This is a genomic window from Haloechinothrix halophila YIM 93223 (assembly GCF_000504245.1).
Classification (GTDB): Bacteria; Actinomycetota; Actinomycetes; order Mycobacteriales; family Pseudonocardiaceae; genus Haloechinothrix_A; species Haloechinothrix_A halophila.
The window spans coordinates 3037058-3049364 of record NZ_KI632509.1 but is presented as its reverse complement, the minus strand read 5'-3'; the positions used below and the strand labels follow the sequence as shown (position 1 = coordinate 3049364).

Below are 12307 nucleotides of genomic sequence, written 5' to 3'. Positions count from 1 at the left end.
ACGAGTTTCTCGAGCGACACCGAGTTTTGGGAGGCACACCATGACCATCATCGACGCACCCGTCGACCCCGCAGTGGTCGAGACTCTGCGCGCGGCCGTCCGCGGTCCGGTGTTCGAGCCGGGCGACGACGGCTACGACGACGCGCGCACGATCTACAACGTGATCCACGATCGGCGGCCGGGCGCCGTGGTGCGGGCCGCGAGCGCCGCCGACGTCGTCGCGACCGTGACGGCCGCCCGCGATCACGAGTTGCCGCTCGCTGTGCGGGGCGGCTCGCACGGCATCGCGGGATTCGGCACCTGCGACGACGGTCTCGTACTCGATCTGGGAGCGATGCGCGGCCTGCGCGTCGACCCGCGGCGCAGGACGGTGCGCGCCGAGCCAGGGCTGACCTGGGGCGACCTGAACCACGCCACGCACGCCTTCGGCCTCGCGGTCACCGGTGGGATCGTGTCCAGCACCGGCATCGCGGGGCTGACACTGGGCGGCGGGCTCGGCCATCTCGCTCGACGGTGCGGACTGAGCTGCGACAACCTGCTCAGCGCCGACGTCGTCACGGCGGACGGTCGCCTGCTCACCTGCAGCGCGGACGAGCACCCGGAGCTGTTCTGGGCGCTGCGCGGCGGTGGCGGCAACTTCGGTGTGGTGACGTCGTTCGAGTACCGGCTGCACCCGATCGCGGACATCCTCGGCGGTCCGACGTTCTACCCACTGGACAGCGAGGTCGTGCACGGCTACCTCGACCTGCTGGCCGACGCGCCCGAGGAGCTGAACCTCGTCCTCGGGCTCGTCCAGGCCCCGCCCGCGCCGTTCGTACCGGAGGCGTGGCACGGCAAGCCCGTGTGCGCGGTGCTGACCTGCTGGAGCGGTCCGCGCGAGCACGACGACCGCATCCGCGACCGCCTCGAGCGGATCGGGCCAGCTGTCGGCCAGTTCGTCGACCGCATGCCGTACCCGATGCTCAACACATTGTTCGACGACCTGCTGCCGTTCGGGTTGCGGCACTACTGGAAGGGCTGCTTCAACGACAGCCTGCCGGACCGGGCGATCGACGCGCACGTCTCCTTCGCGGCGACACTGCCGTCACCGGAGTCAGCGACGCTGATCTTCCCCATCGACGGCGCCTGCCATCGGGTCGGCCCGAACGACACCGCGTTCGGTTACCGCGACGCGACGTTCGCCGTCGGGATCGGCGCGACCTGGCATGATCCGGCGGACGACGCGGCCAACATCGCCTGGACTCGCGCCTACTACGACGCCCTGCGGCCGACGGCGATGGCAGGCGGTTACGTCAACTTCTCGTCGGACGACGACGCGGCGCAGATCCGCGCCAACTATCAGCACAACCATCACCGGCTCGTTGAGGTGAAGCGCCGCTACGACCCTGGCAACCTGTTCCGCCTGAATCAGAACATCGATCCCGGCACGCCGGAGTAGGGGTGGCCGCCCCGATGACCGGTGCGCGCGGCGTCTCTCACCCGGAATGTTGATCAGGGACCCTGCGCTGAGGACCATCTCAACCGGACAAATCGGATGCATTTTGGTTCTATCGGCAGGGTCCCCGATCAAGAAGCCCTGATCAACTCGCGTTACCTACGACTCTGTCGCGCACCCGCTTTGGGCCGAATTCTCGGCACGTCGGAGGCGGTCACGGCAATTACCGCAGTTCGGTCAGAACGCATGTTAGGCGCGTAGCAGGCAGCGACGTTTACGCGCCGCCACACAGTGGGACTCGACAGCGAGTACCTGCCCATGGCGCCGCGTGTGCGGGAGTGTGCGTCGAGGAGGCCGGATATGACCACGACAGGTCAACCCAAGGAATCCGAGGAGCGTGGTGGGTTCTTCCGTCGCAAGACCAGCCCGCCGGTCTTTTTCACTTCGCTGATCATCGTCGCAGCGTTCCTGGTCGCGGGTGTATTCTTCACCGACGCGACCGACCGCGCTGCCAGCGCGGTACTTGAGTTCATCACCACCAACCTTGGCTGGTTCTACATCCTGGCGGCCACGCTGTTCCTCGTGTTCGTCATCGGCGTGATGCTCAGCCGCTACGGCAGGCTTCGCCTCGGGCCGGACGACTCGCGGCCCGAGTACCACACGCTGCCGTGGTTCGCGATGTTGTTCAGCGCAGGTATGGGGATCGGGCTGGTGTTCTTCGGTGTCTACGAAGCCCCGTATCACTTGGCGAACGCGCCGATGGTCGGAGAGGGTAGTGCTGCCGACGCGATGCGCTACACGATCTTCCACTGGGGGCTGCACCCATGGGCGATCTACATCGTCCTCGGGCTGTCGATGGGCTACTTCTGCTTCCGCAAAGGGCTGCCACTCCGGCCTGCCGCTGGGCTGTACCCGCTGATCGGTGACCGGATCTACGGCTGGGTCGGCCACGTGGTGGACATCCTCGCCGTGTTCGGGACGCTGTTCGGGCTGGCCACCTCGCTGGGTCTCGGGGCCCAGCAGATCAATGCCGGACTGGGCCAGGTGTTCGGAGTCCCGAACAATCCCACCATCCAGTTGGCGATCATCGCGTTCATCACCGCGATCGCCGTTGTCAGCGTGGTGCTGGGCATCGACAAAGGTATCCGCAGGCTATCGGTGCTCAATCTCGGCCTGGCGCTCGTTCTCATGCTGTTGGTCTTCGCGGTCGGGCCCAAGCTGTTCATCCTCACCGGTTTGTCGGACTACACCGGTGAATACCTGCAGAACATCGTCGGGATGAGTTTCGAGACGTTCAACCAGCAGACGAACCCGGAGGCAGCCGAGTGGCAGGCCGCGTGGACGTTGTTCTACTGGGGCTGGTGGATGTCCTGGTCGCCGTTCGTCGGCATGTTCATCGCCCGTATTTCTTACGGCCGCACGATCCGCCAGTTCATCGCGGGCTCGCTGTTCGCTCCCGTGGTCGCGTCGATCGTGTGGTTCGCCGTGCTCGGCGGAACCGGCCTGTTCTACGAGATGAATGGTGCCATCGACATCGCGGGCGCCGCACCGGAGGAGGCGCTGTTCACCCTGCTGGGCGCGCTGCCATTGACTGGGTGGCTGGCGACCGCGCTCGCGCTGCTCACCATACTCGTCGTGGCGATCTTCTTCGCCACGTCCTCGGATTCCGGATCCCTCGTGGTGGACATGCTCACCAACGGTGGCAACCCGGATCCGTCCAGGGCACTGCGAGTGTTCTGGGCGGTCACCGAGGGCGCCATCGCCGCGGTGCTGCTCTGGGTCGGTGGTGCGCTGGCTCTCGAAGCGCTGCAAGCCGCGTCGATCACCGCCGGTCTGCCGTTTGGAATCGCCCTGTTGTTGCTGGCTATCGGGATCGCCAAGGGCTTTGCCGACGAACCGCTAGCCGCGTCGCCGTCGGCGTCGCGGCTGGTCGCCAGCGAGGCCCGAGCGCACGACCCCGCCGACCGAGAACCCGTGAGCGAGACTACCCATCAGCCGTCAACAAAGGACTGAGCGATCATGGCCATACGACGCAAGAAGCACGCGGGCCGTAATCCGTTTCGCGGCGTCGTCGACACCGTCAGCGAGATGAACCGCATCGCCGATCGCATGACGGGCGCGGATGGAGCGACAACCGTGCCGGAGCAACCTCGAGGTCACACGGATGCGTGGACCCCGACCACCGACATCCTCGCCAAGGGCTCCGACATCCTCATCCGGTGCGAACTGCCCGGCGTCGAGCCCGGCGACGTGGACGTGAGCCTGTCCCGGGGGACGCTCACGATCGCCGGGGCACGCGGCACCGACGACGAGCACGAGGACTTTCTCGTGCGAGAACGGGCGCATGGGCAGTTCCGGCGGGAAATCACGCTGCCCGAGGGCGTCTCGGAGGACGACGTCGAGGCCAGCTTCCACGAGGGAGTTCTCGAAGTCGCCGTGCGCGGCTCGGTGGACTCGACCGGTCCCGCTCGGATCGATGTGCGCACCAAGGAGTGAGCGTGAGTTGATCTTGAGGCGTTTTGGTTGCCATAGCGACCAAAACGCCTCAAGAAACGTCGAGGTCACCGCGAACCCGGACGGACGACTATTCGAAACGGACACCAGCAACAACGTGACGCTGCGGAAGGTCATCCTCAAGGGCAGGTCCGGCGCCCGCACGGTCAGCGTGCCGCCGTACTCACCGGATCCCTCGTAGGGCCCTGCTAGATCAGGGCCCTACCGTCACCCACTGCGCGTGTCAACGAAGCTGCTTAGTAGATTGGGTGCGCCGGATGCAGCAGGCCGTAAGGAGTGACGATGGGTTTCGGGAAGTGGCGGTTCCGTACGGCTGGCGCTGTGCTGGCGGGTGCGGCGGTGCTGGTGAGTGGCTGCGGATCAGGCGCGGACACCGGCACGGACACGGGCACCGACACCGATGCCCATGGCGACCACGGTGGTCATGTGGATCTCGCGCACATCCACGGCTTGGGTATCAATCCCGCGGACGGCGAGTTGTACGCGGCGAGCCACCACGGCCTGTTCCTGGTGACGGGGGAGGGGCAGCCGGAGCAGATCGCCGGGCGGACCCAGGACTTCATGGGGTTTACCGTGGTCGGTCCGGATCACTTCCTTGGCAGCGGGCACCCCGGACCCGAGGACACTGAGCAGCCGCCGCACCTGGGGCTGATCGAGAGCACCGACGCGGGGCAGACGTGGCAGCCGTTGTCGCTGTCGGGTGAGGCGGACTTCCACGCGATGGAAGCCAAGCACGACAAGGTGTACGGGTTCGACAGCCAGTCCGGGCAGATCATGGTCAGCGACGACAAGCAGTCGTGGGACAGCAGGGCTGGGGTACCGATGGCGGACATCGCGGTGTCGCCGGACGACGCCGACGAGATCCTGGCGACCACCGAGCAGGGCGTCCAGCGCAGCACCGACGGCGGCGAGAACTTCGCGCCGATCGACGGGTCGCCGACGCTGTTCTTCATCGACTGGGCCGACGCCAATCGGCTGCTGGGCGTATCGCCGGATGGCCAGGTGTATCGCAGCGACGACGGTGGCGCGTCGTGGTCGCAGGTCGGCTCGGTGGCCGGCGGACCGCAAGCGATTCTCGTGCACGATGACTCCGAGGTGTACGTCGCGACCGAGGGCGCGATCCACTACTCGGACGACAACGGCGAGTCCTTCACGGTGTTCCAGCAGCTGTGACGGTGGCGCGGCCGGAACGGCCCGTGACTCAGTGACACATTCCGTCCATCATGGCGCCAGCGGCCGCGGCGTCGGTGACACCGCCGATGAGGCCACTGGCGGCGATGAGCGCCACCACCAGGCCAGCGAGCGCCCACAGCCGGGGCGCGGCAGAGCTAGTCGCCGGCTCCTTGCTGGGCTCAGCACCGCGAGTGGATTCAGTCAGGGGTGGCAGGTCGACGGTGAGGACGTCGAGGTCGCCGATCGTCCGCGCCGCGTACGCGGCGGCAGCGCGCTGGTCGAACTCGTCAAGGGTGAGCCGACCGTCGGCGGTGTGCCGATGCAGCACATCGGCCACCCTCGCGCGGTCAGCGTCCGAGGCACGCATGTGCGAATCCATCAACTACCTCCGGCCACCCTCATCTACTACGAAGAGATAGTACTATGTATATGTAGTAGATGTAAACGAGTTCAGCCGCAGCAGACCGTGACGGCGAGGCAGACCTGGTACAGCAGTACCCCGTACATGGCGATCAGCCCGATGCCTGGCGCGCTGGCCAGCACCGTTCTGGCGGTCACCGCGCTGGGTAGTGGGGGACCGTCGCCGGTTTCCAGCTGGGTGATGCGGGCGTCGAGCAGCGCGGGTCCGCCCAGCGAGGCGACGGCCGTGCCACGTCCGGCCGCCGGTCGGCCGACGGCTTTGAGTAGCGCGCCCGCCACAGGAGAGACGCCGCACGCGCGGAGGGCGGCGCGGTCGGCCTTGAGTTCCTGCCGATCGAGTATTCGGGTGAGCAGCGAGCCGATCACCGGGAGGTAGAAGAACGCCGCGGTCCAGGTACGCAGCGCGAGGACCTTCAGCGGGTCCCGGTTGCGGACGTGGCAGTCTTCGTGGTGGAGCACCGCCACCAGCTCATCGGCGGTGGCCGCCTCGACGAGCCCGGTGCTCACCACGATGCGCGGCCGCCAGATCCCATAGGTGAACGCGTAGGCGTCGTCATCGGCGACCTGCAGCGCTGGTCCCGACACGCCCGCCCGCGCTGCGGCCGCCGCCAGCGGCGCCGACGGTTCGACCGCGGCGAGTGCGACCCACTCGGTCAGGGCGCGGCCGCGCCGGTACTGCGACAGCAGTGCGCGGAGTCCGGCCACGATGGTTCCGCCCCACAACAGCACCATCAGGACGCCGAACACCACCCGGGGCGGTGTCGGCTCGGTCATCGGGGCAGCGCCGAACGCCACCGCGACGAGCATGACGAGGTACCCGATCAGCATGACGACCCCGTACACCACGCCTGCGGTCAGCACGGCCAGCATGGTGACGTGTAGTGCTGTCTGTCCCCGCCGTCGCATCAGGGATCGCCCTGCTGTGCGGGACCATCGAGCAGCTGCTCCAGACGGCGCAGCAGGCGCGGATCAGCGCGTGCCTGGTCGACGAAGTGGGCGACGGCCGCCTCACCGTGGTCGCGCACCACATTTCGCACCGCGAGTTCGGCCGCGTCAGCGACCGCAGGTTCGTACCGGTAGCCACGTCCGGCAGCGGTGCGCTTCGCCGCCCCCCGCTCGGCTAGCCGCGCCAGCACCGTCATCACGGTGGTGTAGGCCAGTGGCTCGGCCCGCCCTTCGTTCAGCCGCTCCAGCGCCATCCTGACGGTGATCGGTTCCCCGGCCGACCACAGCACCTCCATCACCTCGGCGCCGAGGCGTCCGAGGATCTTGCTCGCCTGCTCTGTGCGCTCGTCCACGGGCCCATTGTCTACTACAGTCGTGTCGTAGCCAAGGATCCATCTCCGCGTGACCGAGCCGGCAAGGAGGTACACCCGATGATGGACGGCATGATGGGCATGGGCTGGATGATGCTGGTGTGGGGCCTGGCGGGACTCGCGGTGCTGGCGCTGGTGGTCGCGGGGGTCATCTGGCTGGTCCAGTCGTCGCAGGACAGAGGCAGGCCCGCGCTGGACGCGGCTGACGAGGACGCCGCCGAACGCGAGCTGCGGCGCCGCTACGCGGCCGGTGAGATCGACCAGGAGGAGTACACCCGCCGCCTCGACACTCTCCGGCGATACTGAGCGGTTCTGACCATCGCTGATCTCCTGCCGATTCTCGCGTGGCCCGGTATGGCTAGACTGGTCCGGCGGAATCGGGAGGTTGTGGTGCGCGGATTCGGCGATCTGGAGTCGGTGGTCATGGACCAGATGTGGTGCCGTACCGGCAAGGCCACTGTGCGCGACGTGCTGGAAGACCTGCGGCAGTCCCGAGAGATCGCCTATACCACCGTGATGACCACAATGGACACCTTGCACCGCAAGGGCTGGCTTGACCGGGAGAAACACGGCAAGGCGTATCACTATTGGCCCACGCTGACCCGCGAGGAGTACAGCGCCCGCCTGATGCGGGACGCGCTCACCGGCAGCGAGAACCCCGATGTGGTTCTCAGCCACTTCCTCGCGCAGATGAGCGAGGAAGAGTCGAGCAGGCTACGAAGCGTGATGCGGCGGCTGGCATCTCGTGACGGCGCGTCGTGACAGTCGCCATCTGCCTGCTGCTCTACAGCCTCGTCATCACTGTCTTCGCCCCGCGCGTGCTGGTGCGGTTGACCAGGGCGGGCGTGGCACCCCGGCTCGGCATCGCGGCATGGCTGACGGCGGCAGGCACTGTGCTGGCGTCCTGGGTAGCGGCCACCGTCGTGCTCGCGGTCGAACTGCTCCGCAACTGGCGGCAGCCGGGCGCACTCTTCACCGCCTGCGTGACCACGTTGCATGGCATCGCCGCTGGTGATGCGGGCGTGCTCCTCCAATCCGGATTGGTGGCGCTCACCGTCATCGCCAGCGCGGCTCTGGCGTCACTGGTGTGGCGCTGGGGGAGATCCATGGCGCGCGCACGCAGCTGCACGCATCGTCACGCGTCGATGGCGCGTGTCGTCGGACGGCGTATGGCGGGGCATGACGCGGTGGTGCTGGATGCTCCGGAACGCGCCGCGTACTGCGTCGCGGGCAGACCGGACACGATCGTGGTCACCAGTGCCGCGCTCGACGCACTCGATGACGACCACCTGGCGGCGGTCCTGGCCCACGAGCGGGCACACCTGAACGGGCGACACCACCTGCTGCTGGCCGCCACGCGCGGGCTGGCCACCACCCTCCCCGGGGTGGCCCTGTTCAGGACAGCCGCATCCGAGGTCGCCACGCTGCTCGAGATCTGCGCTGACGACGTCGCCGTGCGCCGCAATGACCCGCGCACGGTGCTCGGTGCGTTGCTGGCCCTCTCCGGTGGCGCGTCGATCCCCGCCGGAGCGCTGGGAGCGACCGGCGTCGGCGTGCTCGCCCGCGCGGAGCGGCTGGCCGAACCGCCTCCGCCCGCCCGACCGCGGCAGTGGTCCGGTGGTTGCTGCTTGCCGGGTTCGCGCTGGCTTTCGGCGGGCTCATCGGGGAGCGGATCACCGCGATCGCCCGCCGGGAGAATCCCGACCTGCGCCCGCTCCGGCCGTGGTCGCACTATGGTGCCGCGCTCGGGCTGCTCGCCGCGCTGGCTTCCGGCGCGGTGCTGGTCACCGACATCGGATCGGCGTCGGCGCTGTGGGACAGCGGCCCAGGGCTCGTCGTCCTGACACATGCGGCTGGCTTCGGCCTGGCGTTGGTCCTGTTCGCGCTGCGCCGCCGGATGTGGGCGCTGCTGCCACTGGTCGCGGTGCCGGTCGCTGAAGGCGTTGGCTCGCACAGCAACGTCGAGCTCCCGATCGCGGGTGCGGCGTTGACCGGGGTGCACCTGGCGGCCGCCGCGTTGTGGGTCGGGACGCTGCTGCATGTCGGGTGTGCCGCATTGCTGTGGCGTTCCTGGCGGGGAGCGGTGCGGTGGGTGCTGGTCAGCTATGCCCGGATGGCGGCGTGGGTGTTCGTGCTCGTGGTCGCCACCGGCCTGACGATGGCGTTGCTGCTCGTGCCGTTGCCCGCGTTGACGACCACTGCCTACGGTCAGTCGTTGCTGGTCAAGCTCGGACTCGTGGCGATGGCCGCCGGCCTGGCGCTGGCGGGGAGGTGGGCGCTGCGGCGGCAGCGGCTCGGCCGGGTGACGAAGACCGTGCGCGTCGGCGGAAAGACGTTCCTATCCAATGAGCCCTATAATTCCGGGGTTGCTCCGATCGCCGCACGGGTCGAGTCTGAGTCGGGTGCCACCAGGCTGCTGATGGGTTTCCCTGCCGCCGGTACCCACGCGGAGGTCACCTTGGACAAACGCGGGCGGATCACCGAAGAAACCCTCACCGGGCCCAAGCACGTGTTCACACGCAGGTTCCTCTACCCGGACGGATAACGGAGGCGACCGGTCTCCGTTCCGCGATCACCGACCCTGCCGGTAGGCCCACATAGCCGTCCGGTTTGCCCGGACTTGTTGGTACTACCAGCAGGGTCGGTGATCAACAGTCTGCGGCGAGAAAGCAATCGGCGCGCGGCGCCTCAGCTCGATCAAGTCGACGAGGTAGCACCGTGAGCAGCGGACCAGTCTTTGTGTGCCTTTTGCTGAGACTCCCTGACCTGAGCGAACTGCTCGCCGTTTGGCTGGCGAGACAGCACTTCGGCGAGCCCGGTCAGTGCTTCCGATGTTCGGGTGCCCGCTCGGGCGAAGGATGTCACCAGGTCAGCCGGGATGTCGGTAGTGCCGGGTCCTGCTTCGTCGGATTCATTCTGCTGCGCGTCTCGCGCCGTCTCCCACGCGGCGCTCAGCTGCGAGAACGCGTCCAGCAAGTTGCGCCACACCGTGATCTGTGCGGTGTTGGGTGTTGTCGGGTCGTCCGTCATCAGGATCCGCAATCACGTCGGTTGCAGGGGCTGGGTTACCGGGTACCCGCCAGCGCGCGCCCCATGCCCGACAACGGGACACAGACAGGCACGCCGAGCGGGAGTCGGCAACAGCCTGTCGTGCTCGCCTACGGTGTGGGTGTGGTCGCCAGGTAGATGGTGGCGGTGGCGGAGCGCTGCTGGAGTGGGTTGTCGAAGGTGACGACGTCCGAGCGCACGTCGATGAAGTCGCGCTTCAGTGCGGCGGTGAAATCCTCGTCGGGCGGGTCGTTGGACCAGAGGGTGACGACGCCGCCGGGATGCAGGTGTCCGGCGAGGTGCCGCAGCCCGTCGGGAGTGTAGAAGTCGGCGTGGCTGGGGTCGAGCAGGTGCTTCGGTGAGTGGTCGATGTCGATGACGATGCCGTGGAACCGTCGTCCGGGCTGGGTGGGGTCGAGCCCGGTTGCCGAGCGGGCCAGGGCGAAGAAGTCGCCGTGCTGGAGCGTGCACCGGGGGTCGGCGCTTAACTCGACACCGGCGGGGATGAGCCCGCGCTGGTGCCAGTCGATGACGGCGTCGAGTGCGTCGATGACGATGAGCGATCGCACGTTCTCACTGGCGAGCACGGCTTGTGCGGTGTAGCCGAGACCGAGGCCGCCGACGACGATGTCGAGCTCCGTGTTCGGGAGGGCGGCGAGCGCCTGGTGGCCGATTTCGGCTTCGGCGACGGTGAACAGGCTCGACATCAGGTATTCGTCGTCGAGTTTGATCTCGTAGACCTCGGCCTGGACGGTCAGGTCCCAGCGGCGGCGCAGGACCAACTCACCCATCGGGGTCTGGCGCCAGTCCAGCTCCTCGAAGCGCTTGGCCACGGTGTCTCCTTCGGGGTGCTGGCGGTCACGTGCTGGTTAGCCGAGCTCCCGGTCGGCTTCGAGCAGCCGCAGCCAGACTTCGCTGACGGTGGGAAACGCCGGGACGGCGTGCCACAGCGTATCCATCGATACTTCGCCGACGATCGCGATGGTCGCGGCGTGCAGCATCTCGCCGACGCCAGGGCCGACGAACGTCGCGCCGACGATGACGCGGCGCCGCTGGTCGATGACGAGTTGCGCGGTGCCGCCGAACCCCTTGCCCTGCAGCGCGCCGCCCGCGGTGTGGCCGAGGTCGAGGCTCACAGTCCGGACGTCGATGCCGCGCTCGCGGGCCTGCCGCTCGGTGTCGCCGACGGCCGCGACCTGCGGGTCGGTGAACGTCACGCGGGGCACGGCGGTGTGGTCGGCCCATGCGGCGAGGTCCTTGCCCGCGATGATGTCGCCGACCAGCCGTGCCTGGTACTTGCCCTGGTGGGTCAGCAGCGCGCGGCCGTTGACGTCGCCCGCGGCGTAGAGCCAGTCGCCCGCGACGCCGCGCGCCCTGAGCTGGTCGTCGACCTCGACGTAGTCACCGGGCCGCAAGCCGATGGTGTCCAGGCCGATGTCGTCGGTGCGCGCCTTGCGCCCAACGGCTACCAGCAGTTCGTCGCCCACCAGTTCGCTGCCGTCATCCAGGACGAGCGTGACCGGTCCGTCCGCGGCCTCACGGTGTGCCCGCGTGGCTTTCGAGCCGGTCAGCACCCTGATGCCTGCCTCGTCGAACGCGGCGGCCAGCTCGTCGCCCGCGAAGGGCTCTTCCGCGGGCAGTAGGCGGTCGGCCATCTCCACGATGACGACTTCCTCGGCGCCGAGGCTGCGGTAGGCCTGTGCCATCTCGGTGCCGACGACACCGCCGCCGAGCACGAGCAGCCGGGCTGGGATCTCCTTGGTCGTGGTCACCTGCCGGTTGTCCCAGGGGTTGCTCTCCCGCAGCCCCTCGATAGGCGGCACCGCCGCCGCCGTTCCGGTAGCGAGCACGACGGCCTTACGTGCGGTGAGCGTGACCCGCTCCCCGTCGCCGGTGGTCACCTCGACCGTGCGTTCCCCTGTCACCCTGCCGTGGCCGCGCATCAGGTCGATGCCCTCGCCTTCGAGCCATTCTTGCTGACCGGTGTCGTCCCAGTTGCTGCTGAACCGATCGCGGGCGCGCAGGGTGGCATCGACGTCAACGGAACCGGTCACCGCGCCTGCCGCCGCCGGAACCCGGCGAGCCGCCGCGAGCGCCTCACCCGGCCGGAGCAGCGCCTTGCTCGGCATGCACGCCCAGTACGAGCACTCACCGCCGACCAGTTCGCTTTCGACGACGACGGCGCTGAGGCCGTTCTGCGTGGCGTAGCCCGCGACGTTCTCGCCCGTCGATCCGCCACCGATCACGATGACGTCGTACTGCTCTGCCGTGGTGGTCCCAGGGGTGTTCATTCGAAAGTCCTCGCCAGTTACGGATACCTGCCTCCATCTCAACACCGTGGGCGCGGACGCGCTGCCTGGAGTGTCATGTGGATGACACGATGATCGCTCAGCTGGGATGA

At 68.1% G+C, this 12307-nt stretch carries 15 protein-coding genes; 9 read left to right on the top strand and 6 right to left on the bottom strand.

The genetic code is table 11. From position 1 onward, the window contains the following. The first annotated feature begins 40 nt into the window (after positions 1-40). From AMYHA_RS13965 to AMYHA_RS13950, 5 genes are all read left to right on the top strand, one after another. Positions 41-1438, top strand: coding sequence for an FAD-binding oxidoreductase (locus tag AMYHA_RS13965; protein ID WP_051399901.1), 1398 nt, complete (start codon positions 41-43; stop codon positions 1436-1438). Between the two features lie 357 nt (positions 1439-1795). Continuing rightward, complete coding sequence (locus AMYHA_RS13960) at positions 1796-3448, top strand: BCCT family transporter (protein WP_051399900.1); 1653 nt, start codon at positions 1796-1798, stop codon at positions 3446-3448. A gap of 6 nt (positions 3449-3454) precedes the next feature. Further along, positions 3455-3931: an Hsp20/alpha crystallin family protein gene (locus tag AMYHA_RS13955; RefSeq protein ID WP_034271599.1), complete on the top strand. Its 477-nt coding sequence runs from the start codon at positions 3455-3457 to the stop codon at positions 3929-3931. A gap of 7 nt (positions 3932-3938) precedes the next feature. After that, complete coding sequence (locus AMYHA_RS27050) at positions 3939-4130, top strand: hypothetical protein (protein WP_157362107.1); 192 nt, start codon at positions 3939-3941, stop codon at positions 4128-4130. Positions 4131-4231: 101 nt separating this feature from the next. After that, entirely contained in the window at positions 4232-5122 is an 891-nt protein-coding gene (locus AMYHA_RS13950; protein WP_051399899.1) for a F510_1955 family glycosylhydrolase, read from the top strand. Positions 5123-5150: 28 nt separating this feature from the next. Here AMYHA_RS13950 and AMYHA_RS13945 read toward each other — a convergent pair whose 3' ends face one another. From AMYHA_RS13945 to AMYHA_RS13935, 3 genes are all read right to left on the bottom strand, one after another. Further along, complete coding sequence (locus tag AMYHA_RS13945) at positions 5151-5489, bottom strand: DUF1707 SHOCT-like domain-containing protein (RefSeq protein WP_051399898.1); 339 nt, start codon at positions 5487-5489, stop codon at positions 5151-5153. Positions 5490-5572: 83 nt separating this feature from the next. Continuing rightward, positions 5573-6403, bottom strand: coding sequence for a M56 family metallopeptidase (locus tag AMYHA_RS25785; RefSeq protein WP_169732938.1), 831 nt, complete (start codon positions 6401-6403; stop codon positions 5573-5575). A 44-nt stretch (positions 6404-6447) separates the two neighbouring features. Beyond that, complete coding sequence (locus AMYHA_RS13935) at positions 6448-6840, bottom strand: BlaI/MecI/CopY family transcriptional regulator (protein WP_231104749.1); 393 nt, start codon at positions 6838-6840, stop codon at positions 6448-6450. Positions 6841-6918: 78 nt separating this feature from the next. Between AMYHA_RS13935 and AMYHA_RS13930 the strand changes: the two genes are divergently transcribed. From AMYHA_RS13930 to AMYHA_RS27575, 4 genes are read left to right on the top strand one after another with little or no spacing between them, the layout of a single operon-like run. After that, positions 6919-7164, top strand: coding sequence for an SHOCT domain-containing protein (locus AMYHA_RS13930; protein WP_051399896.1), 246 nt, complete (start codon positions 6919-6921; stop codon positions 7162-7164). A 48-nt stretch (positions 7165-7212) separates the two neighbouring features. After that, the gene (locus AMYHA_RS13925; RefSeq protein ID WP_034271597.1) at positions 7213-7620 is read left to right on the top strand and encodes a BlaI/MecI/CopY family transcriptional regulator; all 408 of its coding nucleotides are present in this window, start codon (positions 7213-7215) and stop codon (positions 7618-7620) included. Continuing rightward, entirely contained in the window at positions 7617-8702 is a 1086-nt protein-coding gene (locus tag AMYHA_RS13920; protein WP_051399895.1) for a M56 family metallopeptidase, read from the top strand. The genes AMYHA_RS13925 and AMYHA_RS13920 overlap by 4 nt, the downstream gene beginning before the upstream one ends. Then, positions 8636-9403 carry a CopD family protein gene (locus tag AMYHA_RS27575; protein ID WP_051399894.1) on the top strand — a complete coding sequence of 256 codons (768 nt, stop codon included), beginning with the start codon at positions 8636-8638 and terminating at the stop codon, positions 9401-9403. The genes AMYHA_RS13920 and AMYHA_RS27575 overlap by 67 nt, the downstream gene beginning before the upstream one ends. Positions 9404-9555: 152 nt before the next feature. Here AMYHA_RS27575 and AMYHA_RS13910 read toward each other — a convergent pair whose 3' ends face one another. The 3 genes from AMYHA_RS13910 to AMYHA_RS13900 all read right to left on the bottom strand — a co-directional run bounded on the left by AMYHA_RS13910 (position 9556) and on the right by AMYHA_RS13900 (position 12197). Further along, a complete protein-coding gene (locus tag AMYHA_RS13910; RefSeq protein WP_051399893.1) occupies positions 9556-9888 on the bottom strand; it encodes a hypothetical protein in 333 nt (110 codons plus the stop codon). Positions 9889-10016: 128 nt separating this feature from the next. Next, positions 10017-10739, bottom strand: coding sequence for a spermidine synthase family protein (locus tag AMYHA_RS13905; protein WP_034271595.1), 723 nt, complete (start codon positions 10737-10739; stop codon positions 10017-10019). A gap of 36 nt (positions 10740-10775) precedes the next feature. Beyond that, the gene (locus AMYHA_RS13900) at positions 10776-12197 is read right to left on the bottom strand and encodes a dihydrolipoyl dehydrogenase family protein (protein ID WP_034271594.1); all 1422 of its coding nucleotides are present in this window, start codon (positions 12195-12197) and stop codon (positions 10776-10778) included. Positions 12198-12307: the final 110 nt, after the last annotated feature.